Origin of the sequence: Roseibium hamelinense (assembly GCF_007830545.1) — a bacterium.
Taxonomy (GTDB): domain Bacteria; phylum Pseudomonadota; class Alphaproteobacteria; order Rhizobiales; family Stappiaceae; genus Roseibium; species Roseibium hamelinense.
Map to the genome: position 1 here is coordinate 1 of NZ_VLLF01000015.1, position 23,184 is coordinate 23,184.

The window sequence follows — 23,184 nt, forward strand, 5'->3', positions numbered from 1 at the left end:
CCGCGTGTCCTTGAGCCCCACGGTCGCGAATATCCCCGTAGGAAAGTGGGAAATCCCGGAAGGACCCGCGAGTGACTTAGGGTTTCGGGTAGGCTGCGTCGAAGCATTAAACCTGACCCTGACAATGATCCTGACACCTCGACTGCCACCGCGGACTTCCATGCCCCACGGCCGCGAATGATCCCGCAGGCTTCAAACGTCATGTGAAAGGACCCAGACCCTAGACCCGCTCCAATGCTTGTTTCATCTCATCCAGAATAAACATCAGGCCGCCACCTGGTTGGGCGATTTCGGCGTCGGTGGCCTTGTCCATCCGCTCAGCGGTCAACCAATCGACGATGGCCTCTTTTTGCGGTTCCCGCTGGTTCATGATGTCTCCTTCCCAACGCTGTTGGGCCTTATCTCTAACGACGTCATAACGCGTGAGAACCTGCACTGCGCTTGAAGCTGGAGAGATGGATTTCTGATTTCCCCTTTGAGCCTTTTTCGAAAGCCAATCGGGAACTGACGTCTCACTGGGAAGTGTTTTGGCGGATGGAGATCGATCCACTCGGCACGGTTCGATGGGTTTTTTAGATGGGTTCTTTCGATTGGTTTGGGTCTCATTTTTGAGACCCCCAGAGTCGCAGGATTGAGACTTTGAAGGTCTCAAGTCTGAGACCGTCGCAGACGTTTTGGCGGGCCCTTCTCCGCACTTCATGCCAGCATCCCAGTCTTTGACAAACGCCCGAAATTTCGGCCAATTGGGCAGGTAGGCCGTGCGGTGAGATTTGCCTCCATGGCTTTTCTTCTCGATGAGGCCCAACTCATCGAGTTCATTTGTTGCCCGGATCACAGCAGCGCGGCTGATTTTCAAAAGCTTCATGAGCCGGCCGATGCTGGGATCACATTGGCCAGTCTTGCGATTGAAGTGATCTATTATGGCGGCGGCAACACGGCGTGTAGCCGCCGTCAGCTCGGGCATAAGGCACACGGCTTTGAGTGCGAAAAGGATGTCATTTTGCTGGAGAAGGGCCATTCAGACCCCGCAGAACTTGCGCGCCGAACAGTTTGCAAATGCGCTGCTAAGATATTGATATCGTTTGGGCGCAAACGAGCCCGTTTTGCAAAGATATCCAATTAGTTCAACAAACTGGTCCTGCCTACGAATCTGGGGGTCGGAGGTTCGAATCCTCCCCGGTGCGCCATATTTTCCAATAACTTAGCATAATTTCGCTTAGGTGAAAATAGTGCTGTGTAAGCACTGTGTAAGCAGAAATCGCCTGTTCGCGAGTGCCGTTTTGGATTTCTCCCTTTCCTGTTTCAAAAAATAAATGGCCCGTCAGGGCTGTCACTAGCCGTCTTTGATCGGAATTTCAATACCATCCCGGCGGCATTTATGCCGTCAACGCTTGTCATCAGCCGTCATCCGCGGCCACGTTACGGCGAAACATAATGATGAACATGAAGATGACACGGTTTCAAAAACACCGCGTGCCTTTGAGTCCCACGGTCGCGAATTACACCGTAGGACACGAAGTCTCTGAAAGGACCCGCTGGACATCATTTTTCATGGCGCAAGCCAACTACCGTTAACCGGCAGAACCGCCCGTGGATAAAACTTGCATGGATGCTCGCAGGGAATGTGACGAGACCTGCAATGTCTTCTAGGCACCCCAACGTCCCGCCAGAACACAGGACATAAGGGTCCGCGCTGGGTTTTTCATCTACTTAGTGGGCGGCCGTATTGTCCGTTGGTATGTAGCCCGGAACCACGGCGTTTCCATTCACGCTTTATGATCCAATGCCAGGTGGTCGGCGACGTATGCGCCGCGTTCGCCAATCGGGCGATCCTTGCCGACTGTGGTGTCAACGCTCGTCTGGTGTTCCAGCTCGGCATTGAGTTCGGCGCCAAAGATGGCGACCACTGCGGAAAACCAGAACCACAGCAAGAGAACGACGATTGACGACAGCGCGCCGTGAACCTCTTCGTAATTAGCGATTTTCTCGACATAGGTTGTAAAGAGCAAAGAGCCAGCGATCCACATCAGCGCGGCGGCGACAGCGCCAACTGTGACCCAACGCGCTTTTGCCTGCCGGCGCGACGGGGCGAACCGGTAAGTGATCGACAGGCCGGTAATGACCGCAACGATCAGCATCGGCCAGCGTAAGAACCGCGCAATTAACTCACTGCTTCCTGACAGCGGCAACAGCGATAAAGCGACTGGCAGCGCAAGAAACGCAATTACAGCCACCAAACCAATCACCAATGCCGCGATCGTCAGACCAAGCGCCGTGAGGTGGAATTCCCAAAGCGGCCGCTCCTCGTCCTCCCGGTAGGCGACGGTGATTGCCGTCATCATCGCCCGCACAGCGGCCGCCGCCGCCCAGAATGACAGGACCAAGCCAAACACCGCCTTCAACGTCAGAGCGGTCTGCCGTTCATGTTCGTCCAGCACTGTTTCAAGTTGGTTTTTGATGAGCTGGCTGGAACTCTCAGGTAGGATTGTTCCAACCTCGTTTACAAGGTCTTGCACGGCCGCTTGCGGGATCAGGAGGTTGGCAATCGCCGAAAAAGCCGTTAGGGCCGGTGCCAGGGCCAGCAAAAAGAAGAAGGCAACGCCTGCAGAGATCAGAAATACATTGTCAGCTTGAACCTGGGTGAAGGTCCGCCGAAGAATGTCAAACCAGCCTTTCAACGGCATGTCTCGTATCGAGCGCGCGCAGCTTCCGCGCTCTGAGAGGTGGGTTTGATCGCAGTTGTTCATGTGCATAGAACGCTGCCGGAGCGCTTTCGTTCCGCAAAAACAATTCTTGGACCCAGAACCCTGGCTGACCGATTGGCGATGATTTTTATTCACGCGACCAGCACTCTATCGGTCCAAAGCAGTCAGCAAGTTGGAGCGTTTGTTTGCATGTCGACTTGGGGTATCGCTCAACAGGATTTTCGACGGTATATTGAGGAACGGAAACGAAAAACGGGCCGCTTTGCGGCCCGCTCTTTCGCTGGTAATCTTGGTTATCCGTTCAGCGTTACAGCGTCGGGATTTTTCTTGTAGGCGGCGGGTCCAAAAGTCTTGGCGTTCTCAAGCTCAGATTTGGTGAACGGTGCCACGACCAAAAGCGCGCCGTTTTCAGTTTCATACATCTGAAGGCTGTCATAAGACACGGCAACAGGTTTCTCATTGAACCCCAGAAAGCCACCAACGTCGATAACAACAGCTTCAGCCTTGCCGTCTTCGTTCAAAAGCACCTGCGATATCTCACCGATGTTCGCGTCTGCGCTGGAATGAACAGAGGATCCGATCAAGGCTTCAGATGACACCGTGGCGCTCTGGACACGGGTCTTTTCAGCCGTCCATGAGGCAATCGTTTCGTTGAGACGTTTTTTCGCCGGATCAATCGCTTCGGTCCGGACCGTTTCATAGGTCTGTTTTGCGCCCTCGGAAATTTTATCGATCTCGGTCTGGACCGCAGAAACCGTCATCCAGTCCGGAATATAATCCGGGCGTTCAAACCCATCGGCGTTTTCCAGCTCTGCGCGAGTTACATCGCTGACAACGTCAAACTCACCGTCTGATTTTGCAGTGAAAGACAGGCGATCATAGTCGATCGCAACACCTTTTTCGCCGAGACCGAGAAACCCGCCAACTCCAACAATGGCCGCGCGGATCGATCCATCACGGCTTAAGACCAGGTCGTTCACGGTGCCAATTTCAATCGCCTCACCAGTGGAGGTGTTCAAGACCGATTTACCAATCATGTTGGAGGCGAGAAAGCCTGTTGCCGTATCCGGCTTCACTGTCGACACGTCAAATTCATAAATAACGCGGTCGTTTTGAAAATAATTTGAAGTAGTACCGGTGTCCTGAGCCAATGCTGGCGTAGTCAGAACGGCCAGAACAGCTGTAGAGGCAAGAAGGTTTCGGATCATAGTCTTCTCCTTCACGTGTAAAAATCAGGTGGCCATGATTGGCATCTCGTAAACATCATCAGTTGGGAAAGGTTCCAAAAAAATACGCGCCGGTAAGGCGCGTTTTCTAATTAAGCAAGCTGTCCGCTGCCCCGGGGCCCGGCAAGCAGCCAGACAATGAAACCCACCACAGGGAAGATAAGGATGCCCAGGATCCAAAGGATCTTTGCGCCGGTAGAAGCGCCGCTCTGGATAATTTTTATGATCGCATAAATGTTCGCGATCAGGACCAGCAAACCGAGAAGACCATATTCCATGATTGAAACTCCTTGTTCTATCATGTTGGGAACGGTCCGATAGAGGTTTTGGTTCCATTACACCTGTTGTTGGAAAGGAATCTCCGAAGCGGTTTGAGCAAGATGGGAACAAATTTCGAAAGGAGAAATGGAACTGAATTCATTCATGAGCGTTGAAGAACTGTTACTCAAACAGGAGGATACAATGTTTTCTTGGGCACTCATGTTTCTCGTCGTTGCACTTGTTGCAGCAGTACTTGGCTTCGGCGGTATTGCCGGTACTGCGGTATCAATTGCAAAACTGATTTTCTTTGTCGCGATCGCACTATTTATGGTCTCTGCGATCATGCACGTGGTTCGCGGAAGAAGCGCATAAGCAGAAACTGGGCGCCAATGGCGCCCTTTTTTGTGCCATTTATGATCTTCGTGAAACACTCTGACTGATCTGCTGTGCTCGCCAGAGGCTGGTTGCAATCTGGGATCTGTCGGCAGGGCTGTTCAACTCAAGATTTGCATCCCGGGCAATATCATAGAGTTGGCGTTTGATCAGAGCCTTGTGCTCTGGACGGCAGACGATAGCCATTTTCCCAAGTGCTGAAATGAGATGGTCCAGAACCAGTACGTTGGATCTTGCGCATTGGCGCAGCGGGGCCATAGCAGTGTGCAGGATGTCCTTCACGGAAATCAGATCCAGCCACACACGCGGAGCGCCATCCTCATCGCATAAAACGGAACTTGGCGCACCGCGTTGCAAGATACGCGCAAAACTCGCCGACAAGTGGTCGATCGCGCTGATTGCCGTGTAGGAATCATTGATGCCGGGAGACAACGCCTCAGGCCAATTTCTACCAACAAATGAACTGAGAACTGAATATCTCCCTCCGGGGCCCGGGCTTTGGCGAATTGAAACGCCAAAAGAACGGGATCGGTGTCACAGCCGTTCTCCTGACATCTCACCTCGGCGATCGGCATGCCCTCGATCACAAATGCTCCGGGCGTCACAAGCACCTCAATGAACCCATCGTAATGCTTGGCTGTTTCGATCAGATAATCGATGTCAATCGCAGTCACATAACCGCTTCGTTTGCCGTGCACCTTGGTCACCGGTAGGTCCGGGATTTCCTGACGATCTGACAGTTTTTCAGGTGGCTCATGGGCAAGAAGAGCGTCAATGGACTGGCGCAACGACGTTTGAATACGCCCAATCTCGGCATCCACCCGGATGCGGCCCGCCACGTCGTTTACAAAGTAAACCAGCCAGAAAAAGCTCGCCGCCGCCAGGAAAATTGACACGCCAACGGAAAATCGCACTTCTTTCCCGTCCTCGACAACGAATAGTACAAGCAAGGCGTACAAAAAGGTGGCGCCCAGAAGACCGATGGTGATCTGGGTTGTGCGGTTGCTGGCAAAGGTCTCCAGCAAACGGGGAGCAATGTTGCCGGCCGCCAGAGTGAAGACCACCAGGGTCAGCGAATAGACCAAGCTGATGACCGACATCATCGCACCGGCAATTGTCGAAAGAACGCTCCGCGCTCCTTCGACACTCAGTGTATTGTATCGGAGACTATCGAACACTTTGGCAAGCAGCTCGTTATCGTCGATAAACAAGGTGATTGGGGCAAGCACTGCGCCAAGAAGCGCAATGCAGACCGGTATGAAAAGAAACCCTTTGATCAGGCGGTAAAGCGCCTGCTCCTTCGCGTTATTCTGGTAGGCAAGCGCCAATCCGTGTGCTCCTGATGTCAGATTTCTTTTCGGACCTGCGCATGCGCAATCAAAGCAAAGAGCGCTGTTCCACCAACGATGTTACCCAAGAGCGTCGGGATCAGGAAAGCTGCAACATCCAAAACACTGGAATGACCGATCCAGACGGCAAACACCGCCTCCACCGATCCGGCGACCACGTGTGTGAGATCAAGAGCTGCGATCAGCCAGGCCATGAGAAGGATGATGGCGACCTGCGAGTTTTCAGCGCTTGGCAGCAACCAGACCAAGGTTGCGACAATCCACCCGGCCAGTATGCCACGCAGGAACATTTCATGGTGCGGGATTTCCATCATGTGTATGGAAAGAGATCCAACCGCATCATAAACCTGGGGCGGCAGAAAAAAGCCGCTTGCGATCGCGGATCCGAAGACAAAGGTCCCGATCATATTCGCACAGAAAACGATGGCCCACAGGCGGGCGACACAGAGATATGTGTGACGTTTACCTGTGCTGATTGCCGGTAGGACCGCCGTTAGTGTGTTTTCGGTAAAGAGTTGCTGTCTGGCGAGGATAACGATTAGAAATCCAACGCCATACCCGAGATTTTCGACCAAATGGCGCCAAGGAGACTCAGGCAGATAGGCTCGGAACAACGCTTCGCCGAGCACGGAAAACCCGATCGAAAGTCCAGCTGCAATGCCCGACCACCACAGACTTTTCGGTCCGCGGGCGAGCTCTTCTTCGCCTTCTTGGCGGATAATTTCGTAAACAACGACGGCTTTCAAACGAAGACGGTCATCTACCTCGGCAAGATCGTCCGAGGTGAGCCGCGTGCCTTCGTTGCCGAGCCTCTCTTCGGTAATCGGGCTTTTATTGTCTGCCTTTTCGCCGGCAACACGCTCCGGTTGGCGAGCCATAGCTTTCCTCCTGTCCGTAGCGCGAAGCTGAGAGAATTTTTTTGAAGTTAGGGTTGGGCTGAGAGAGCGTTTTGGATCAGTTCGGCAGATTCAGCGACCGCGAGCTCCGAGCGCTCAAAGCTCTCCTGACCGCTCATCAATTCCTCCAACCGAGCACGTGCCCGTGAGACCCGGCTTTTGACTGTGCCTGGCCTCACACCCAAGATGTCGGCCGCTTCTTCATATGAGAAGCCGCTTGCCCCAATCAGAATGAGGGCCTCGCGCTGATCATCGGGCAGGACCTGCAGTGCACTCAGGAAGTCCTTCATCTCCAAATGGCCTGCCTGCTGCGGCTTTGATTCAAGGCTTGCGGCATGTTCGCCATCGGGATCAGCGACCTCACGCTGCATTTTCCGGCCAACCGAATAATACTGGTTGCGCAGGATGGTAATCAGCCAAGCCGTCAGGTTCGTGCCTTCGGTGAATTTGTCTTTATTGGCAATCGCTTTGGCCAGAGTTTCTTGGACGAGGTCGTCTGCGCGGTCCCGGTTGCCACTGATGGAACGGGCAAACGCTCTCAGGCGCGGAATGGTGTCAACCAGGTCCTGTTTGAACTTTGCATTGTTCATCCCTGCGCCTCCCCACCGGAGTTGCCATCAGACTGATCGGCATCATCAAGCGCGGACAGGAGCTCAAGCATGTCATCGGGAACGTCTTCCGAAAGGGCTTCGTCGTAGACCTGTTTCAGCTGATTACCGATCCAGTCTTCCTTGGTCTTTGCGCCCATGTTCGGCCGGATTATACCAGAGCCGGCAATCGCCTGATCCGGTAAGTTTTTGGTTGGCATGGCTAATTCCCGATATTTGCAGCTTCAGTGGCATGTGAATTGTAGCAGAAACGTGTCAGGCAAAAAAAAGTTCCATCTGGCTGGAACTTTTTTTTGCCTAGCGCATTTTCTAGTTAAGGGGACGGTCCACGTCATCTGGATGGCCGCGCAGATGCGGCATTTCATTAAGGAAAAAATGAATGGCCACGAGTCTTTCTCAAGATATTGCACCTTTGCTTCCCTACCTGCGCCGCTATGCTCGCGCGCTCGCGGGAACCCAGCAAAGCGGAGATGCTTATGTTCGCGCATGCTTGCAGGCATTGGTTTCGGATCAAAGCATCATCGATACAGGTGATGGCGTGAAGATTGGCCTCTACAGGCTGTTCCATGTTCTGTGGAATGCGTCCGTCGTTCCGCCTCCAACCACAGATGGCGCGGCATCAATTTTTGAACAGACCGCACAACAGCGGCTTGCCAGCATGGCACCGGAAAGCCGGCAGACCTTGTTATTGACGACACTCGAGGGTTTCTCGGTGCCCGAAGCCGCGCGGATTATTCAGAAAAGCCCGGAAGAGGTCACTGAACTGATCAAAGACGCCGTGGCTGAAATTGATCGTCAAACGACAACAAATGTCCTGATTATTGAGGACGAGCCTTTGATCTCGATGGATCTCACCCAGATCGTTGAGTCGCTAGGCCACACTGTCCAAGGTGTTTCGCGGACCGCAGACGACGCCGTAAAAACAGCGAAGGCCAATACTCCGGGGTTGGTGCTTGCCGATATTCAGCTGGCGGATGGCTCGTCCGGGATTGATGCGGTCAAGGCCATCCTGGGCGAGATGTCAGTCCCGGTTATCTTCATCACATCGTTCCCGGAACGTCTGTTGACCGGAGAGCGGCCGGAGCCGACGTTCCTCATTACCAAGCCGTTTAACCCCAACACCGTGAAAGCGGGCATCAGCCAGGCTCTGTTTTTCAAAGGAACAGATGCGGTTGCAGCATAGGGCGAAGTTTATGGAAGACAAAGGCGGGGAGTGTCCCCGCCTTGTCGAAGGGCTTAGTGCTTGGACATCCATTGGTCGACTTCGCGCTCAGCCTCTTCCCGTGTTTTGCCATACTTCTGCTGAATCAGACCTGCCAATTCGGTTCGACGGCCGTCAACCCGGTCAATCTCGTCATCGGTCAACTTGCCCCACTGAGCTTGAGCCTTCCCTTTAAATTCTTTCCAATTTCCTTCGATTTGATCCCAATTCATCTTTTGAAACTCCTTTTGGTGTCAGACAACTAGAAAACGAATTTCAGCTTGGTTGGTTCCCGAAGAAATCTGCCAACTGCTCCAAAACAGCACATGGCTGCGGCCGGTGTAGATCAAAAAGTTCACAAGCCGGCGCTCCAGAAACATCCGGTGAACAAAACGGAAGCCCGACATGCAGGACATCATCAACTATCTCCTTGGGGCCGCATCCTTCATGCCTCATGGATATTGCCTCTTATGGCGGCCTGACCTGGTCGCACTGCATGCGATTTCCGATGGTCTGATCGCCTTGGCCTATATCGCTATTCCAATGGCGATTTTGACGTTCTTGCGGCAGCGGCCGGATATCACGGGAACGCCGCGCAAAACCGCCTATCTCTTCATTGCGTTTATCTTGGCCTGCGCACTGACACATCTCACCGCTCTGGCAACGCTTTGGGTTCCGGCCTATGGCGCTCAAGGGCTCATCAAAGCGACAACAGCCATCATTTCCGTAGTGACAGCATTTGTGGTGTGGCGTTTGCTGAGACAGTTGATCGACATGCCCTCGGTCAAACTGCTGGAACAAGCAAACGAACTGCTCGCAAAAGAAAACCGCGCGCTCAACACAGCTGTCGGCCGCACAAAAGCTGAGCTTGCCCGAACCAACGAGCTCTTCGAAACGGCACTTACCGGAAGCAATATCTCGGTTTTTTCTCAAGACCGGGACCTCAAGTATACATGGATCCACAATCCGCGTTTCGGGCTTGAGAAATCCGAAATTCTTGGCAAATCAGATGTTGATGTGTTGCCGGATGCAGCTGCCGACCAGGTCGTACCGGTTAAACGCCGGGTCGTCGAAACAGGTGAACCGTCTTCGACCTATATCGGCATCGAGCGGGAAGACACTGAGCCCCTTTACTTCGATCTGATCGTCCACCCAACCTTTGGTGAGGACGGCAAAGTAGACGGCGTGTTGTGCACGGCCGTGGACATGACGGAGAAGAATTTTTACGAGATCCGGCTTGCGTCCATGGCCGCGCAATTGGCGGAAGCGAATAAGCGGTTCGAAACAGCCTTGGATGGCTCAATCATCACCGTGTTCGAGCAGGATCGCGACCTCAAGTATGTTCATATGGTCAATCCACCGAACGGATTGAAAGAAGACGCTTTCATCGGCAAGACCGATGACGAGATCTTCAACGAAGACGATCAGCTCAAACTTATTCCGGTCAAGAAAAAGGTGCTGGAAACCGGAGAAAGTGCTGTTGTTGAAGTTGATATCGCGATGGACGGAGCCGCGAAGTTCTACAATGTCCGCTTCGATCCGGCGCGGGACGCAGAAGGAGCGATAACGAGCGTGATCGGCACAGCCGTCGACCTCACCTACAAGAGGGACAACGAACGCCAGATGCACTTGGTCATGCGGGAGTTGACTCACCGGTCCAAGAATCTGCTTGCCGTCATTCAGGCGATGGCCCGGCAAACTGCCGCAAGATCCGATAATCCCGACGAGTTCGTCGAAGTGTTCTCTGCGCGCCTTCAGGCCATGGCCGCAAGCCACGATCTATTGGTTTCACAGTCCTGGTATGGGGCGGATATTAAAGAATTGATTGTCGCGCATCTTTCTCAATCCATAGATCCGCAAAGCCCGCAAATAATTCTTGAAGGCCCTGGAAAATCCATTACGGCGGATGCCGCTCAAAATCTGGGATTGGCCCTGCACGAACTAACCACAAATGCTGCGAAATACGGAGCCTTGTCCGTGCTGGATGGGAAGCTGAAAGTGACCTGGGCTGAAAATGAGGGTGTGGTCGAACTCAAATGGGAAGAGACTGGCGGCCCGGAAGTTGTGCCCCCAAAGCGGAATGGGTTCGGCCGTATGCTACTGGAACAACTCGTTGGGCCTGCGCTGGATGGGGAAGTTAAAGTCGAGTTTGCCCCGGACGGTGTAAAATGCACCATCACCATCCCTGCCAAACAGCTTGTCAATTGAAGCAACGAGCCGATTATGCTGACGCTAACGGCTTGGACCGACTTACGAACCTACGTCTTCAGCCGCTGAAGCGCGTCCTCGATATCGTGCAGTTTTGTCTGACGGTCTGCGGCGCCTTCAGTCATATTGGGGGATTGCAGGAGTCTGATCCGCCAAGACAAAAGGGCTGATTTCTTTTGAGCTCGGTTTAATCCCGGATCGTTCAGCAGGCCTTCGACAGATCGGAAACCGGCGAAACGTTGGGGAACTGAATTCATAACATCGCACATTTGTTTACAGTTCTAGACCGGGCCTGCCGCCACCCGGAAAAACGGATGGCGGCAGGGTTTTCATTCGTTCTATCTGAACGCACAACTTATTCGGTGATGAGTGCCCTCAGCATCCAAGCGGCCTTTTCGTGGAACGTGATCCGCTCCGTCAAAAGATCTTCAGTGACAACATCGCCGTTGTCGCCGGCGTAAGTCGCCATATCCCGCATCTCCGCGGAGATCGTTTCATGGCTCTCGACAAGGTCGGCAATCATGTCATGGGCGTCTGGCATGCCGCCTGATGGCAATTGGATAGTGAGGTTGAGTTTCCCATCCTGAACGTTTACCGGTGCCCGGTGCCCAAGGGCTCGAATGCGTTCCGCAAGCTCATCGGTGGCCGCAAACATGTCTTCATAATGCTCTTCCGTCAGGTCGTGGATCGACTTGAAGAGCGGGCCGACAACGTTCCAGTGATACAGGTGAGACTTCACCGTCAGCATGTATGACTCCGCCAGCATCACCGACAAGTGTTTGGCAAGTTGGGCGCGTACGTCAGCGGAAACGCCGGTTTTGATGGGTTCGCTTTTCGGTGTTTCAACCTTCAATACATTAGACATTAGATTTCCTTTATAATTTCAGTGTTCTAACCAAGACCGCAGCGGTTCTTTGAGTTAGTAGTTTTCGGGCGACTCAATGGCACCGATTGTCGGGACCACACCTGCGGTCTGAAGAATTCCAAGTCCGGCAAACGTCACAACAGCCAGGAACAGGCATGCGGCAAGTACTTTTACGACCGGCCGCCCGCGTTCACCCTGACGGGCTTCTTCTGCAGTTCGCTTCGTGTGTTCTGTGACCATTTCGATCACCTCCTAAGCGTAAATTTCAAGAACGGGCTCGGGATGTAAATGCAAAGATACGAAAAACGTTCCGGAAAAAATCTGAAGTGTTTTTGAATTCATATGAAAAAATATAGCTAGTTCGCATCGAAAGAAGACGGTATCAGCTGCGAATTACACAACATATACGCTGTATCATTTAATGGAGATACGGAACCAGAAACAACTTCGTGCGTTCTTATATTCAAACGCATGGAGGTTAGATTGACGAAAAACAGTGTGATTGATGATTTGTTAGATGAAATTACTAGTGCAAATCCTGACCAGCCAGAGTTTCTGCAGGCTATAGACGAGATGGCTCAGTCCATCGGTGACTGGTACGGAAAGCAAAAAGACTTTCGAAAATCACGAATTTTTCAGCGGCTCGCGGAACCGGATCGCGTGATTTCGTTTCGCGTTTGTTGGCGCGATGACAAAGGCGTGCTCCAGCATAACAGAGGCTGGCGTGTCCAGTTTTCTCATATTCTCGGCCCCTATAAGGGCGGATTGCGGTTCGCGCCGAGCGTTACGGAAAGTATTCTGAAATTTCTCGGCTACGAGCAGATTTTTAAGAACGCCTTGACCGGTCTGCCAATGGGTGGGGCGAAGGGTGGCTCAAACTTCGATCCTAAAGGAAAAAGCCCGGCCGAAATCGAACGTTTCTGCCAATCCTTCATGACGGAGCTATCACGTCACATCGGCCCGGACATCGATGTGCCGGCGGGCGATATCGGCGTAGGTCAACGGGAAATTAGCCTGCTCTACGGCCACTATCTCCGCCTTTCCAACACATGGCATGGCGCTTTGACTGGGAAAGGCTGCAATTTCGGCGGCAGCGCTGTTCGAACGGAAGCGACCGGCTACGGCTGTGTCTACTTTTGTTGTGAGATGCTGTCCCACAACGATATGGAAATCGAGGGCAAGAGGATAGCCATCAGTGGCTCTGGCAACGTCGCGCTTCATGCTGCGGAAAAGGCCATCGATATGGATGCCACGGTATTGAGTGTGAGCGACTCCGATGCGGTGCTGGAATTCAAGGACGGCCTGACAAAAAAAGATCTCGGCAAGGTCAAAACCCTCAAAGGCAAGGGTGGACGCTTGTCGGATCTGTCTATTGGCAAGTTCCACAAAGGTAAAAAACCTTGGAACCTTGAATGCGACATCGCCATGCCCTGCGCAACACAGAACGAGTTGGACGAAGACGCGGCCAAAACACTCGTAGAGGCCGGCGTTTCAGCTGTCTGCGAAGGTGCCAACATGCCTTTGACTGCAAAAGCTTCGGAGATCTTCCGACGAAAAGGCATCCTCCACGCACCAGGCAAGGCAGCAAACGCGGGTGGTGTCGCAGTCAGTGGTTTGGAGCAGAGCCAAAATGCGATGCGGCAAAGCTGGAGTGCGGAAAAGGTCGACCAGGAGCTTCGGGACATCATGAAAAAAATCCACGGCGAGATCGTTTCTGCAGATGCGGGCAAAAAGCAGCTCAGCTACGTCGACGGAGCCAATTTGGCTGCATTCAAACGTGTCGCACATGCGTTTCATTCATTCGGAAGTTTCTGACCCGGTGCGGCTGTGAAAAGGAGAGTGAAAAATAATGACTGAAAAGCACGAACCGTTCAGCAAGGGAGACCGGGTCGCTTGGAACTGGGGTGAGGGTACGGGTGAGGCCACGGTGGTCGACACGCACACGGAGGACATCTGTCTCAACATCAAGGGCACTGATGTGAAGCGGCGCGCGACCCCTGAAGACCCCGCTTACACGCTGCGACAGGATGATGGCGACAGGGTTCTCAAATCCGGGAGTGAACTGACGCTGATCAAGAAAGGAGATGGAAAATGAGCAGCAAGGATCGCCCGAGCATTAAGGACGAAGAAACCTATGACGCATTGCGGCGTGAGGGCTACGGAAAGTCAAAAGCGGCTCGTATCGCCAACGCACAGGCGAATGAAAACCAATCGCCTTCTGAAAAGGGTGGGTCACAGCCACCCTATGAGGATTGGACCAAGGAAGAGCTCTACGAGCGGGCGAGAGAACTGGAAATCGAAGGCCGATCAGAAATGTTTAAAGACGAATTGATTGGCGCCCTTCGGGACTGATTGATGTTTCCAGTTGAATTTTCCGAAGTGCCGGGAACTTTTGTCTGACCTCCAAGTTTACGGGTTGGACCTATGCGCTCCAGCCCCAATCGAGCAGCACGGAGCTGCTTGAACACAACATTTCCCACCGGCGGTTCGGGGACATTTCCCGGGTTCTCCGGAGCAAATTGGAGGCATTTCATGGCAACTGCCAAAAGCACTTCCACTTCTTCGACCAAAGCTGCAAATGACGCGGTGAATGCCAGTGATATTGAAGCCGACATTCAGCGCATCCGCGAGGACATTGCCGCGCTTGCCGGCTCACTCAAAAATTACGGGTCTGGTAAAAGCCAGGAATACAAATCGCGTGCGACCGCGGCAGGTGAAGATCTAACGCAAATGTCTCAGGACGCGCTCGATGATCTGACCCGTGAATTGAAATCCTATGAGCGGGCCGTGACCGATGAAGTCCGCCGCCACCCCTTGCGGTCCCTGGGAATTGCGGCCGGTGTCGGTTTCCTGATTGCAGCTTTGATCCGCCGTTGATCATGCGGTCGGTCCCCCTCGCCTTCTCGGCGGCATCCCGCGACCTGCGCGGGATGGTGCGCCGGACGAAGCGCAACATCGTTATAATGGCGATTGCTGCCGCGTCTTTTGGCACGGCCTATCTGGCCGGTCTTGCCGCACTTGGCATTTATCTTTCTGAAAAGCTCGGAGCCTTGGGCGCAGCTTTGGTCATCGCCTCGGGAATGATTGGTGTCGGGCTCGGCCTTCTCATTGTTTTAGCGATCTTGAAGAAAATCGATCAGCGGCGCAGCGCGAAACGCCGCGCGTCACAAAGGCTGGCCATAGCAGCAGCAGTTTCAGTCCTCCCACAACTGACCAATCGAAAGAGCATCATCGCCCTTGCCGCATTGGGCGGACTTGCGCTTTTTGCAGCGCGGGGCGGCGGAGATGACGGGACCTGATATGGCACACCACGCTCCACCCAAAGCTCACGTAAGTGTATCAACCTCACCAATAGCGATTGCAGATCCAGCCACGCGTATGTCCCTCGTCACACTTGCGTGTCTGGCTCTTGTGTTTGCGCTGGATGTGGGCAAGGTCATCCTTGCGCCGGTGTGTTTGTCGATCGTGGTCGGTTCCTTGTTCGGACCTGCGGCGGATCGTCTTGGCCGTCTTGGCATACCGTCATGGGTGTCGGCGGCCTTAATGGTGGTTTTGTTTATCTTGCTCATCACGACCGCCGGCGCAGCATTTATGGTACCGTTGTCTGACTGGCTCGATAAACTGCCGTTGATCTGGGCCAAACTGCAAAGCCAGCTCGTTTCCTGGCAGGGGTTGTTTGCCTCCATCAGCAGTCTGCAGGAAGAACTCCGCAATGCGATGGGCCAATCCGGAAACATGCAGGTTAGCGTCGATGAAACGTCGCCGGTGGAGAGCGTTTTCTACTTCGCCCCGACATTCATGGCACAGATAATATTGTTTCTCGCCAGCCTTTATTTCTTCGTCCTGACCCGGCCGCGAGTTTTCCGATCGACTGTCGATTGGTCAACTCCGGCAACAAAACGGTATCGCATGGCAATTGCGTTTCAACGGATCGAAAAGCGGCTCTCGACCTACCTGTTATCCATTACTTGCGTGAATGTCGGTCTGGCAGCCGCCGTTTCAGCGGCTCTTTGGCTAATCGGTGTGCCGTCACCGATCTTGTGGGGCGTTTTGGCAGGTGTGCTTAACTATGTAATTTACATCGGCCCGGCCATCATGGTGCTGATTATGACAGGTGTGGGGCTGTCAATCGGCAACTCAATTCCGGAAATTCTCCTGCCGCCACTGGTTTATCTGCTCCTCAATCTTTTTGAGGCGCAGTTCGTCACGCCAACGGTTCTCGGCCGGACAATGACGCTCAACCCGTTTCTCGTATTCTTGACAATCGCATTTTGGATTTGGCTTTGGGGTCCAATCGGTGGTTTCATTGCCGTTCCAGCCCTTTTGGCAGGGGTAACGCTATATGAAATTTCGAATCATCCGTCTGATTTATAGGCGGGACGTTGCGATAAAAAAAGCCGCCCGGACTTATCCGGGCAGCTGTTTTTATGCGGTATGCACGCAAATCAATCTGAGTTTAGCGCAATCATACCATTTGCAAGCGGCCAGCCGGTACATGTTGTCTGCTGCATGCTGGACACACAGCGGACCGGGCGTTTGTGAACATCGTCGAGGGAAATCTTCAAGTCACCTTTCCCGCTAGAGAACGTGTCTTGCACCTCTGCAACTGCCGTAACTGGCTTTGTATCGACACCCTCGTCCTCATACAGATATTCTGTAGCAGCAAGAGCACTGGTGAATAGAGTTCCCGCAATAATTACAGGTGTACTGAGCGTAGGAACTCGCTTGCGAAAAGTAATCATATCACTACCTCCGCTTAGTAAACGCACAACTTAAGAAAAATTTTCACTCAGATCACTCTGACACGCCATAAGTGGAAAAAAGGTGATTTATCAAGCGCATATAACTTATGTTAATGCGCGATATGAGGCATTGTGCAACGTTGCTGTCTTGGTAGCGGGCGTATGGCGAGCACATGAATGACCGATGAAATGATAGCACCTGACGTAAAGCCGAGCGGTGCAGCGTTGATTGTTGAAGACAATCCAATCATCGCGCTCGACACCCAAATGATGCTGGAAGAAATCGGCTTTGCGCCTGTGGTTGTGTTGAACAAATTGTCTGATGGCTTGGACGCGCTGACAGGCAACCTCTTCAGCTTCGTGATTCTGGACGTGCGTATGGGCGACGAAACGAGCCTAAAATTCGCCCGGCTTTTGATTGAACGTGGGACGCGGTTTGTTTTCGCTAGCGGCTACGGCGATACTGATACTCTGCCGCATGAGTTCAAAAGCCACGCTCTTCTCAGCAAGCCCTATACAAAGGAACAAATTCTGGAGTTGCTGTAGGACAAAGCTGCAAGGGCCACTAAGTTAAATCAACGGCCGAAGTGTTTTGACATCGCGTTCATAGGCAGCGAGATCCTCTAAGCCTTCTCTGTCCAGAATACGGATCCGGTTCTGTTTCCAACTGAAATAGTTTTCGCTTTGTAATGTTCGGATGGTCCGGTTGGTGTGGACCGGTGTAATACCGAGTGCATCTGAAAGGTGTGCCTGCGTAAAGGGTGCATCAAATGACTGGTTCTGAGCGTATCCGACTATTTCTGCACGGTCGTGGAGATGCAGGAGCAAATAGGCGAGCCGTTCTTGAGCGTTGCGGTGACCAACACTCAGAAGGTGGCCGTCAATCAGCTGTTCTTCGCGCGATGCCATCCAGGTCATGGAAAATGCAAGGCCGGGATAATCCTTGAAAACCGACCAGACCTTGTCCTTTTGAAAGACACACAACGTCGTGTCAGTCAGCGCCGTAACCGTGTGTTGCATTTCATTCAAGACCGCGAGCTGCAGCCCAAGAAGATCGCCTGGCAGGGCGAAATTCAAGACTTGGCGCCGACCATCTGCCAGCGATGTGTGCCGGAAGGCCCACCCTTTAAGGAGGGTGTAGATGTGGGGCGTCTTGTTGTCTTCCAAAATGATGGTTGAACCGGCCTCGACCTGAAGTTCGCCCGTTTTAAATTTGGTGACGAAGTCCAGTTCCTTGTCTTCAAACGGCCGGAAAACGTTCTTCTGCCTAAGGGGGCATGCGTGGCACTTTGTTTGAAAATTCATGCTGTCCGTCATTGGTTGGCCTCCGCATCCCGTGGATCGCGCCCCCACATCTTTATGAGTACCTTGACTGGTCATGTGGCGCAGTCGGGATTGCGAATAGATCAGTTAAACACCTGAAGAAACGGTCGGAAAGCATATCCGTTCCAAATTTTTCCGTCAGCAAAGCCCAAAACCTGCTCCATCCGAACCTGACCAAGCCAGGTCTCTTTGGAACCGAATCGATCCTCGCGCGTTAACTTGTCAAATGACGAAAGCGATGATGACAGATATGCGCGAAGACAATGACCATGATGCAGAGGCGGTTTTTGCCGAATTGAATTCAGGCGATCGCCGCGTAGGCGTCGAAATTGAATTCGGTGGGTTGTCTGCCTCAAAAGCGGCAAAAGTGGTTTACGAAATCGTCGGCGGAGATACCGAGGAAGTCGACGCCCATCGTTATAAAATCCACGGCACGTCTCTCGGCACCGTCACAATCGAGCTTGACAGCAAGTATGTCCATACTGGCAAAGACGATACGGACGCCCAGAAAAAGGCGCGCCAAATCGCTGGTGACCTCGGCACATCAATTGTGCCGACCGAACTCATCACCGCGCCCATCTTCCTATCCGATCTCGGGACCGTGGATACGCTTGCACGGGCCCTCGCGGATGCCGGCGCAATGGGTAACGAGCAGCCACACTTGGCTTGCGGATTGCACCTGAACATCGAATGGAAGAGCGAATCCGTCGAAGCCCTATTGAGGGTCCTGCAGGCTTACCTGCTTATGGCCCCGAAGTTGCGCGAAGAAATTGAGCCGGATCCGACCCGAAAGCTTTTGCCGTTCATTGCAAGGTTCCCGTCTTACTATGAGCGGACCGTTCTTGATCCGGCATATCAGCCTGACCTGGAAACATTCATACGCGACTATTGTGCAGCCAACCCCAACAAAAACAGGGAGTTGGATCTCCTGCCGCTTTTGGCGTCGCTAAATGCAGGATGCGTGGAGGAGGCGATTGGCAAAGAGCCGAAGGCCGTCCGTCCGGCATTCCATTACCGGTTACCCGACGCACGCATCGGAGACGCCGCATGGTCCGTTGCCGAGGAATGGAAACGATGGAAGCGTGTCGAAGAGCTGGCAGCCGACCAGCAGGAACTCATGAACCAGTTAGAAAATTGGCGTGCCGACAACGAACAGTCGGAAGGGCTTCTGGGGGCTGCCAAACGATTGATCAACCGGGTGAAGAGCTCATGAAACCACTCATTGGCGTATCAACATCGGCAATCGGCGGCTGGCGGTCCTATCTTGCCATATCTTTCGCGATATGGCGAGCCGGCGGGCAATCTCTGCGGATCACTCCGAAAACCGGGTATTCGATCACTGAGTTGGACGGCGTGATTGCCGGCGGCGGCGATGACATCAGCGCCTCTGTCTATGGTGGGGAATTGCTCCCGAATGTGCGCCTTGATCCGGATCGCGACGCTTTGGAGACAGAGCTCATCCCCGAGGCTGTGAGACTGGAAATCCCGGTGCTTGGAATTTGCCGCGGCGCGCAAATGATCAATGTGAGTCTGGGCGGAACACTGCACACGGATATCTGGGAAGTTTTTGAGACTGCGCCCAAACTCCGCACGGTGCTGCCTCGAAAGGAAATTGGTATTGCCGGAGATGCGTGGCTTTCATCTGTCCTGCAAACGCGGCGGTGCCGGGTCAATGCGCTCCATCATCAGTCCATCCAGAAGACAGGGCGCGGTCTGCGGGTTTCAACCTTGGACGACCACGAGATCGTGCAAGCGATCGAAGCAACATCCGGTAAACCCGTGATCGGTGTCCAATGGCATCCGGAATTGATGCCGTTCTCGAAAACACAACAACGGTTGTTCCAATGGCTCGTTGAGGCCGCAAAAAATCGTAAAGACACCGGCGAACATTTCGAACTCGCGGCCTGACAGGCGCGCTTGATCTGCCGGCAAACCATCTGAACCGAAACAAACACCTGCCTGGACCAGACCCACTCTGTCCAGGCATAAAAGGAGAATTTAATGACCGATAAGGTTGAAATCCTGGAGAAATCCAAAGTCACTCATGATGTTTGGGCACTCACGACAGCCCGCCCTGATGGGTTCTCATTTGAACCCGGCCAGGCGACCGAAGTGCGGATTGACCGTGAAAAGTGGCGGGAAGAACCGCGGCCATTCACCTTCACCTCCTTGCCGGAAGACGACGTTCTGGAATTCACGATCAAGGCGTACCGGGACCATGATGGCGTCACCAACAAGCTCGATGATGTAAAAGTTGGCGAAAAACTTCTGATTGATGATCCATGGGGCGCAATTACCTACAAGGGACCCGGGACATTCATTGCAGGTGGTGCAGGAATTACACCGTTCCTGGCGATCCTCCGGGACCTGAAGCAAAAGGGCCAACTGTCCGGGCATCGGCTGTTGTTCGGCAACAAGACGTCAGATGATATCATCTTGAGGGATGAACTGGATGACATGGCCGGTCTTGAGGTCATTTATGCCCTGAGCGACGAGAGCAAAGACGGCATGCGTGAAGGGCATTTCGACAAGGCCGCGTTGAAGGACATTCTCGGAACCACGGATCAAATGTTTTATGTCTGCGGTCCGCAGAAAATGGTCGAGGCTGTAATCGAAAACTTGAAAGCACTCGGCGTCTCCGCCGACATGATCGTCACGGAAGACTGATGCTTGGTCAGGTATTTGCCGTGGACTTCAGCTGTTACATAGAAGACAACTTGCCAAACGCGCGCCAAAAAGAGTCTCAAAGAGCAGAAAGCGGTTCAGACCTTCATGTTTTTGCGTGCTGGTAGGCCATTAGAGAACAAAGCTTGTGCTTGGACTTTTAGACGAAAGCGATTGTATCAGACCTGATCCTGAAACACCTCCAGCCACCGCGTGTCTTTGTTTCCTACGGTCTTGAATAACTCCGTAGGACGTCAAATGCTCTGAAAAGACCTGCGCCTGAACTAAGGGCCTCGACTTTACAGATAGCTTTTATATGTGACGCTCGGGTGGACGCGACGTAACGTCAAGATACGACTGCTTTCTAGCCGTTAGTAGTCCGCTTTGCGCGCCCATTGAGGTCGTTGAGCAAGTGAAGTCCAATCCCGAAAGCTGACATTCATTCAGAATGCAGCGAACTCAGAATTCGGGCGGAAAGCGGACGGTTGCTGCATGGAGCATCGATGTCAGCTCCGCGCACGTTTTATCCGATCTGGTAACTAGCACTTGTTTCCCGACACAGTTTGCAAATCCGGCAGTATTGAATAGCTACCGAAAAGCAGCCATCGAGGATGCATAAGAAAGGGCGATTGAGGTTCGATCGTGAATTGGCGGGTGGAGAGACAACAGGGTTTGTTCGCCCCGAGTTCTCTCCTTGTCCCAATTTACGTAGCGTCTGCGGGTATTGTGTCTAATTTGCTTGGTTCAAATGGATTAGGGCTTTGCTGCGGTTTTTCCCGCTTGGTTGCGAATAAGGAGGCGGTATGATCCGGGGACTGGTTTTCGTGCTACTCCTGTCGGCGCTTGCCGCGTGTAGTTCACCGCCTGATCATATTATCGGGGTCGATAATCCCGCAACGCCGGCGGCCATGGTCGATGGCACGACGCTCCAAACAATCTACATCGCAACGACCCGTCAAGAGGCGGATGATCCGACACTGCTCTATTCAGCCGATCGCGAGCCGGTGGGACTGAACTTTGCCAAGGTCGTGGTGTCGATCCCGCCAACACGGGATGTGGGGACTGTGACCCGGCCAAGTTCTCTGCCTCCCGATCCCAAGACCGACTTCGTGCTGCTTGATCCAGTTACCTACTACAATCAGACGACCTTCAAGAGCGCGTTGAACCGGTCCCTGCGCGAGCGGCCTGCAACCGGGCGGGAGATCCTGCTGTTTGTGCACGGGTACAACACCGACCTACCAGAAGCGATTATGCGGACCGCACAGTTTGCCTATGATTCCGGGTTCAAAGGCATCCCGATTGTTTTTGCCTGGCCGTCCAGAGGCCGGACCCTACAGTATGTCTATGATCTCAACAGTGCGCTGCATGCACGGGACGATCTGATTGTGGCAGCTGAGCTGGCGGCCTCGACGCAGGCAAGCGGCCTGAACCTCGTTGCGCATTCCATGGGCAATCTTTTGACCGTCGAAGCGATGCGCCAGGACCAATTGCTGGGCGGTTCCAACAATTCCCGGAAGATCAGATCCATTGTACTCGCGTCACCTGACATCGACGCAGAACTCTTCGCCAAACAACTTCAGCCGTTTCCGAAAGAGGCGCGGAAATTCTATGTTTTAATATCGGCAAACGATAAAGCGCTGGCAGTCTCGCGCCGACTTGCCGGCGGGATAGACCGCGTCGGCGATGAGCGGGCCGATGACTTGGCAAGGCTTGGCGTGACGGTGATCGATCTGACCAAGATCGATGACACATCCAGCCTCAATCACACCAAGTTTGCAGATGCACCGGAGATCGTAAGATTGATCGGCCAACGAATGAATGAGGGCGACTCATTTGTTCAACGGCCAGGCCGTGCGGCCCTGCAAGCGATCCCGGACGCGGTTTCGGTTCTGACTGGACGCGGCCAGTCAGTAATTGCATTTCCATGAATGAATGTCTGGTCAGGAAGTTGACAAGTACAGCACCGAGAGATGCACGCTTCGTAAGTCTATGGCTTTCTAACTCTGTTGCTGATGCGAGGCGGCCCGCGCAAGTGTCTCAGAGGGCAACTCGGAAAACATTGCGCGATAGTAATTCGCGAAACGCCCCACGTCCGAATAACCCCATCGGAGCGCTGTTTCGGTTACCGAACCTGCTCGGCCATCCCGCAAGTCTTCCCGCGCTCGTGTTAACCGCCAATGGCGCAAATACAGACTTGGTGTTACTCCGCAGACCTCTATGAACGCCCGATGCAGGGTACGTCTGGAGATCTGAAGGTGTTCGCAGATGTCATCAATGGTATGGAAATTTTCTGCATGGTCGATCATGAGCTCTTCGGCCTGATCAAAAGCGGCGTGATAGTCGATAGATGTTTCCGCGACTGAACACTCACCCTCAAGGCCAAACGAAATCGCATCAAGGACGGTCTGTTGATTTTCACCGAGAACTGCCCCGGTATTTCCACCGAGAATTGACCCGCCTTTTGTGTATGGAACGGCAGTTACGCCGTGGTCAAGATTTTGGTTTCCTCCCTTCGTTGTCGGCCTGATTTGCGGTGCTGTTTTTGAAGCGGAAGCTTTCGTTTCCGGTTTCAAGGATATGGCAGTGGTGGGTGAGCCGGTCGAGCAGTGCGGTGGTCATCTTGGCGTCCCCAAAGACTGATGCCCATTCCGAGAAGCTCAGATTGGTGGTGATGATGACGCTGGTGCGCTCGTAGAGCTTGCTCAGAAGATGGAAGAGCAGAGCACCGCCGGACGCGCTGAAC

The 23,184-nt window shown here is 53.3% G+C and carries 30 protein-coding genes and 2 pseudogenes; 16 read left to right on the plus strand and 16 right to left on the minus strand.

Features of this window, described 5'->3' with window-relative positions; genetic code table 11:
• Positions 1–181 (plus strand): hypothetical protein (locus JM93_RS22035; RefSeq protein ID WP_208995386.1); only part of this gene is annotated, 181 nt, incomplete at its 5' end.
• Between the two features lie 39 nt (positions 182–220).
• On the opposite strand, the gene JM93_RS21835 is transcribed toward JM93_RS22035, so the two are convergent.
• The 5 genes and pseudogenes from JM93_RS21835 to JM93_RS21165 form a co-directional block, all read right to left on the minus strand.
• Positions 221–370: a hypothetical protein gene (locus JM93_RS21835; protein WP_170230793.1), complete on the minus strand. Its 150-nt coding sequence runs from the start codon at positions 368–370 to the stop codon at positions 221–223.
• Positions 371–853: 483 nt separating this feature from the next.
• Positions 854–1,018: pseudogene (locus JM93_RS22435) on the minus strand (hypothetical protein); the annotation flags it as partial.
• A 748-nt stretch (positions 1,019–1,766) separates the two neighbouring features.
• Positions 1,767–2,684, minus strand: coding sequence for a YihY/virulence factor BrkB family protein (locus JM93_RS21155; protein ID WP_208995387.1), 918 nt, complete (start codon positions 2,682–2,684; stop codon positions 1,767–1,769).
• A gap of 314 nt (positions 2,685–2,998) precedes the next feature.
• On the minus strand, positions 2,999–3,913 hold the full coding sequence (locus JM93_RS21160; protein WP_145347623.1) for a PRC-barrel domain-containing protein: 915 nt from the start codon (positions 3,911–3,913) through the stop codon (positions 2,999–3,001).
• A 110-nt stretch (positions 3,914–4,023) separates the two neighbouring features.
• Positions 4,024–4,209, minus strand: coding sequence for a PLD nuclease N-terminal domain-containing protein (locus JM93_RS21165; RefSeq protein ID WP_145347625.1), 186 nt, complete (start codon positions 4,207–4,209; stop codon positions 4,024–4,026).
• Between the two features lie 184 nt (positions 4,210–4,393).
• Between JM93_RS21165 and JM93_RS21170 the strand changes: the two genes are divergently transcribed.
• Positions 4,394–4,564: a DUF1328 domain-containing protein gene (locus JM93_RS21170; RefSeq protein ID WP_145347665.1), complete on the plus strand. Its 171-nt coding sequence runs from the start codon at positions 4,394–4,396 to the stop codon at positions 4,562–4,564.
• A 39-nt stretch (positions 4,565–4,603) separates the two neighbouring features.
• On the opposite strand, the pseudogene JM93_RS21175 reads toward JM93_RS21170, so the two are convergent.
• From JM93_RS21175 to JM93_RS21190, 4 genes and pseudogenes are all read right to left on the minus strand, one after another.
• A pseudogene (locus JM93_RS21175) lies at positions 4,604–5,814 on the minus strand (DUF2254 domain-containing protein).
• Positions 5,815–5,930: 116 nt separating this feature from the next.
• Positions 5,931–6,812, minus strand: a complete 882-nt coding sequence (locus JM93_RS21180; protein WP_145347627.1) for a formate/nitrite transporter family protein — start codon at positions 6,810–6,812, stop codon at positions 5,931–5,933.
• Between the two features lie 47 nt (positions 6,813–6,859).
• Complete coding sequence (locus JM93_RS21185; protein ID WP_145347629.1) at positions 6,860–7,420, minus strand: sigma-70 family RNA polymerase sigma factor; 561 nt, start codon at positions 7,418–7,420, stop codon at positions 6,860–6,862.
• A complete protein-coding gene (locus tag JM93_RS21190; protein ID WP_133952498.1) occupies positions 7,417–7,638 on the minus strand; it encodes a NepR family anti-sigma factor in 222 nt (73 codons plus the stop codon). Before JM93_RS21190 ends, JM93_RS21185 begins: the two co-directional genes overlap by 4 nt.
• A gap of 179 nt (positions 7,639–7,817) precedes the next feature.
• On the opposite strand from JM93_RS21190, the gene JM93_RS21195 reads away from it, so the two are divergent.
• A complete protein-coding gene (locus tag JM93_RS21195) occupies positions 7,818–8,621 on the plus strand; it encodes a response regulator (protein WP_145347631.1) in 804 nt (267 codons plus the stop codon).
• Between the two features lie 53 nt (positions 8,622–8,674).
• Here JM93_RS21195 and JM93_RS21200 read toward each other — a convergent pair whose 3' ends face one another.
• Complete coding sequence (locus JM93_RS21200; RefSeq protein WP_008189145.1) at positions 8,675–8,872, minus strand: CsbD family protein; 198 nt, start codon at positions 8,870–8,872, stop codon at positions 8,675–8,677.
• 172 nt (positions 8,873–9,044) lie between these two features.
• Here JM93_RS21200 and JM93_RS21205 point away from each other — a divergent pair, with 172 nt between their 5' ends.
• The gene (locus JM93_RS21205) at positions 9,045–10,847 is read left to right on the plus strand and encodes a sensor histidine kinase (RefSeq protein WP_145347633.1); all 1,803 of its coding nucleotides are present in this window, start codon (positions 9,045–9,047) and stop codon (positions 10,845–10,847) included.
• Between the two features lie 355 nt (positions 10,848–11,202).
• Here the strand turns inward: JM93_RS21205 and JM93_RS21210 are convergent, their stop codons facing one another.
• Positions 11,203–11,712 carry a Dps family protein gene (locus JM93_RS21210; protein ID WP_145347635.1) on the minus strand — a complete coding sequence of 170 codons (510 nt, stop codon included), beginning with the start codon at positions 11,710–11,712 and terminating at the stop codon, positions 11,203–11,205.
• A gap of 54 nt (positions 11,713–11,766) precedes the next feature.
• Positions 11,767–11,952: a hypothetical protein gene (locus JM93_RS21215; protein ID WP_145347637.1), complete on the minus strand. Its 186-nt coding sequence runs from the start codon at positions 11,950–11,952 to the stop codon at positions 11,767–11,769.
• 231 nt (positions 11,953–12,183) lie between these two features.
• On the opposite strand from JM93_RS21215, the gene gdhA reads away from it, so the two are divergent.
• The 6 genes from gdhA to JM93_RS21245 all read left to right on the plus strand — a co-directional run bounded on the left by gdhA (position 12,184) and on the right by JM93_RS21245 (position 16,086).
• Positions 12,184–13,527, plus strand: a complete 1,344-nt coding sequence (gene gdhA, locus JM93_RS21220; RefSeq protein WP_208995390.1) for an NADP-specific glutamate dehydrogenase — start codon at positions 12,184–12,186, stop codon at positions 13,525–13,527.
• Between the two features lie 34 nt (positions 13,528–13,561).
• Positions 13,562–13,807 carry a hypervirulence associated TUDOR domain-containing protein gene (locus JM93_RS21225; RefSeq protein ID WP_145347642.1) on the plus strand — a complete coding sequence of 82 codons (246 nt, stop codon included), beginning with the start codon at positions 13,562–13,564 and terminating at the stop codon, positions 13,805–13,807.
• On the plus strand, positions 13,804–14,064 hold the full coding sequence (locus tag JM93_RS21230) for a DUF7218 family protein (RefSeq protein WP_145347644.1): 261 nt from the start codon (positions 13,804–13,806) through the stop codon (positions 14,062–14,064). Before JM93_RS21225 ends, JM93_RS21230 begins: the two co-directional genes overlap by 4 nt.
• Positions 14,065–14,244: 180 nt before the next feature.
• Positions 14,245–14,589, plus strand: coding sequence for an ElaB/YgaM/YqjD family protein (locus JM93_RS21235; protein WP_145347646.1), 345 nt, complete (start codon positions 14,245–14,247; stop codon positions 14,587–14,589).
• A 2-nt stretch (positions 14,590–14,591) separates the two neighbouring features.
• Positions 14,592–15,011, plus strand: a complete 420-nt coding sequence (locus tag JM93_RS21240; RefSeq protein ID WP_145347648.1) for a hypothetical protein — start codon at positions 14,592–14,594, stop codon at positions 15,009–15,011.
• The gene (locus JM93_RS21245) at positions 14,998–16,086 is read left to right on the plus strand and encodes an AI-2E family transporter (RefSeq protein WP_208995391.1); all 1,089 of its coding nucleotides are present in this window, start codon (positions 14,998–15,000) and stop codon (positions 16,084–16,086) included. The genes JM93_RS21240 and JM93_RS21245 overlap by 14 nt, the downstream gene beginning before the upstream one ends.
• 71 nt (positions 16,087–16,157) lie before the next feature.
• Here JM93_RS21245 and JM93_RS21250 read toward each other — a convergent pair whose 3' ends face one another.
• Positions 16,158–16,454, minus strand: a complete 297-nt coding sequence (locus JM93_RS21250) for a hypothetical protein (RefSeq protein WP_145347649.1) — start codon at positions 16,452–16,454, stop codon at positions 16,158–16,160.
• 177 nt (positions 16,455–16,631) lie between these two features.
• Between JM93_RS21250 and JM93_RS21255 the strand changes: the two genes are divergently transcribed.
• Complete coding sequence (locus JM93_RS21255) at positions 16,632–17,000, plus strand: response regulator (protein WP_145347651.1); 369 nt, start codon at positions 16,632–16,634, stop codon at positions 16,998–17,000.
• A gap of 24 nt (positions 17,001–17,024) precedes the next feature.
• Here the strand turns inward: JM93_RS21255 and JM93_RS21260 are convergent, their stop codons facing one another.
• On the minus strand, positions 17,025–17,771 hold the full coding sequence (locus tag JM93_RS21260; RefSeq protein WP_145347653.1) for a Crp/Fnr family transcriptional regulator: 747 nt from the start codon (positions 17,769–17,771) through the stop codon (positions 17,025–17,027).
• A 244-nt stretch (positions 17,772–18,015) separates the two neighbouring features.
• Here JM93_RS21260 and JM93_RS21265 point away from each other — a divergent pair, with 244 nt between their 5' ends.
• From JM93_RS21265 to JM93_RS21280, 4 genes are all read left to right on the plus strand, one after another.
• Positions 18,016–18,990, plus strand: coding sequence for an amidoligase family protein (locus tag JM93_RS21265; RefSeq protein ID WP_170230797.1), 975 nt, complete (start codon positions 18,016–18,018; stop codon positions 18,988–18,990).
• Positions 18,987–19,685, plus strand: a complete 699-nt coding sequence (locus JM93_RS21270; RefSeq protein WP_145347657.1) for a gamma-glutamyl-gamma-aminobutyrate hydrolase family protein — start codon at positions 18,987–18,989, stop codon at positions 19,683–19,685. Before JM93_RS21265 ends, JM93_RS21270 begins: the two co-directional genes overlap by 4 nt.
• A 93-nt stretch (positions 19,686–19,778) precedes the next feature.
• Entirely contained in the window at positions 19,779–20,444 is a 666-nt protein-coding gene (locus JM93_RS21275) for an FAD-binding oxidoreductase (RefSeq protein WP_145347659.1), read from the plus strand.
• Positions 20,445–21,244: 800 nt separating this feature from the next.
• On the plus strand, positions 21,245–22,369 hold the full coding sequence (locus JM93_RS21280; RefSeq protein ID WP_145347661.1) for an alpha/beta hydrolase: 1,125 nt from the start codon (positions 21,245–21,247) through the stop codon (positions 22,367–22,369).
• 69 nt (positions 22,370–22,438) lie between these two features.
• Here the strand turns inward: JM93_RS21280 and JM93_RS21285 are convergent, their stop codons facing one another.
• Complete coding sequence (locus JM93_RS21285; RefSeq protein WP_244455207.1) at positions 22,439–22,708, minus strand: helix-turn-helix domain-containing protein; 270 nt, start codon at positions 22,706–22,708, stop codon at positions 22,439–22,441.
• On the opposite strand from JM93_RS21285, the gene JM93_RS22235 reads away from it, so the two are divergent.
• On the plus strand, positions 22,619–22,804 hold the full coding sequence (locus JM93_RS22235) for a hypothetical protein (RefSeq protein WP_244455208.1): 186 nt from the start codon (positions 22,619–22,621) through the stop codon (positions 22,802–22,804). The genes JM93_RS21285 and JM93_RS22235 overlap by 90 nt on opposite strands.
• Before the next feature lie 127 nt (positions 22,805–22,931).
• On the opposite strand, the gene JM93_RS21290 is transcribed toward JM93_RS22235, so the two are convergent.
• Positions 22,932–23,184: ATP-binding protein (locus JM93_RS21290; protein WP_170230452.1), on the minus strand; the 253-nt coding region annotated here is incomplete at its 5' end.

Excerpts from the sequence above, each read along its gene's own strand:
- JM93_RS21835 (WP_170230793.1), bottom strand. The coding sequence starts at position 370 with ATGAACCAGCGGGAACCGCAAAAAGAGGCCATCGTCGATTGGTTGACC.
- JM93_RS21155 (WP_208995387.1), bottom strand. The coding sequence starts at position 2,684 with ATGCCGTTGAAAGGCTGGTTTGACATTCTTCGGCGGACCTTCACCCAG.
- JM93_RS21160 (WP_145347623.1), bottom strand. The coding sequence starts at position 3,913 with ATGATCCGAAACCTTCTTGCCTCTACAGCTGTTCTGGCCGTTCTGACT.
- JM93_RS21165 (WP_145347625.1), bottom strand. The coding sequence starts at position 4,209 with ATGGAATATGGTCTTCTCGGTTTGCTGGTCCTGATCGCGAACATTTAT.
- JM93_RS21170 (WP_145347665.1), top strand. The coding sequence starts at position 4,394 with ATGTTTTCTTGGGCACTCATGTTTCTCGTCGTTGCACTTGTTGCAGCA.
- JM93_RS21180 (WP_145347627.1), bottom strand. The coding sequence starts at position 6,812 with ATGGCTCGCCAACCGGAGCGTGTTGCCGGCGAAAAGGCAGACAATAAA.
- JM93_RS21185 (WP_145347629.1), bottom strand. The coding sequence starts at position 7,420 with ATGAACAATGCAAAGTTCAAACAGGACCTGGTTGACACCATTCCGCGC.
- JM93_RS21190 (WP_133952498.1), bottom strand. The coding sequence starts at position 7,638 with ATGCCAACCAAAAACTTACCGGATCAGGCGATTGCCGGCTCTGGTATA.
- JM93_RS21195 (WP_145347631.1), top strand. The coding sequence starts at position 7,818 with ATGGCCACGAGTCTTTCTCAAGATATTGCACCTTTGCTTCCCTACCTG.
- JM93_RS21200 (WP_008189145.1), bottom strand. The coding sequence starts at position 8,872 with ATGAATTGGGATCAAATCGAAGGAAATTGGAAAGAATTTAAAGGGAAG.
- JM93_RS21205 (WP_145347633.1), top strand. The coding sequence starts at position 9,045 with ATGCAGGACATCATCAACTATCTCCTTGGGGCCGCATCCTTCATGCCT.
- JM93_RS21210 (WP_145347635.1), bottom strand. The coding sequence starts at position 11,712 with ATGTCTAATGTATTGAAGGTTGAAACACCGAAAAGCGAACCCATCAAA.
- JM93_RS21215 (WP_145347637.1), bottom strand. The coding sequence starts at position 11,952 with ATGGTCACAGAACACACGAAGCGAACTGCAGAAGAAGCCCGTCAGGGT.
- gdhA (WP_208995390.1), top strand. The coding sequence starts at position 12,184 with ATGGAGGTTAGATTGACGAAAAACAGTGTGATTGATGATTTGTTAGAT.
- JM93_RS21225 (WP_145347642.1), top strand. The coding sequence starts at position 13,562 with ATGACTGAAAAGCACGAACCGTTCAGCAAGGGAGACCGGGTCGCTTGG.
- JM93_RS21230 (WP_145347644.1), top strand. The coding sequence starts at position 13,804 with ATGAGCAGCAAGGATCGCCCGAGCATTAAGGACGAAGAAACCTATGAC.
- JM93_RS21235 (WP_145347646.1), top strand. The coding sequence starts at position 14,245 with ATGGCAACTGCCAAAAGCACTTCCACTTCTTCGACCAAAGCTGCAAAT.
- JM93_RS21240 (WP_145347648.1), top strand. The coding sequence starts at position 14,592 with ATGCGGTCGGTCCCCCTCGCCTTCTCGGCGGCATCCCGCGACCTGCGC.
- JM93_RS21245 (WP_208995391.1), top strand. The coding sequence starts at position 14,998 with ATGACGGGACCTGATATGGCACACCACGCTCCACCCAAAGCTCACGTA.
- JM93_RS21250 (WP_145347649.1), bottom strand. The coding sequence starts at position 16,454 with ATGATTACTTTTCGCAAGCGAGTTCCTACGCTCAGTACACCTGTAATT.
- JM93_RS21255 (WP_145347651.1), top strand. The coding sequence starts at position 16,632 with ATGACCGATGAAATGATAGCACCTGACGTAAAGCCGAGCGGTGCAGCG.
- JM93_RS21260 (WP_145347653.1), bottom strand. The coding sequence starts at position 17,771 with ATGACGGACAGCATGAATTTTCAAACAAAGTGCCACGCATGCCCCCTT.
- JM93_RS21265 (WP_170230797.1), top strand. The coding sequence starts at position 18,016 with ATGATGACAGATATGCGCGAAGACAATGACCATGATGCAGAGGCGGTT.
- JM93_RS21270 (WP_145347657.1), top strand. The coding sequence starts at position 18,987 with ATGAAACCACTCATTGGCGTATCAACATCGGCAATCGGCGGCTGGCGG.
- JM93_RS21275 (WP_145347659.1), top strand. The coding sequence starts at position 19,779 with ATGACCGATAAGGTTGAAATCCTGGAGAAATCCAAAGTCACTCATGAT.
- JM93_RS21280 (WP_145347661.1), top strand. The coding sequence starts at position 21,245 with ATGATCCGGGGACTGGTTTTCGTGCTACTCCTGTCGGCGCTTGCCGCG.
- JM93_RS22235 (WP_244455208.1), top strand. The coding sequence starts at position 22,619 with ATGGCGCAAATACAGACTTGGTGTTACTCCGCAGACCTCTATGAACGC.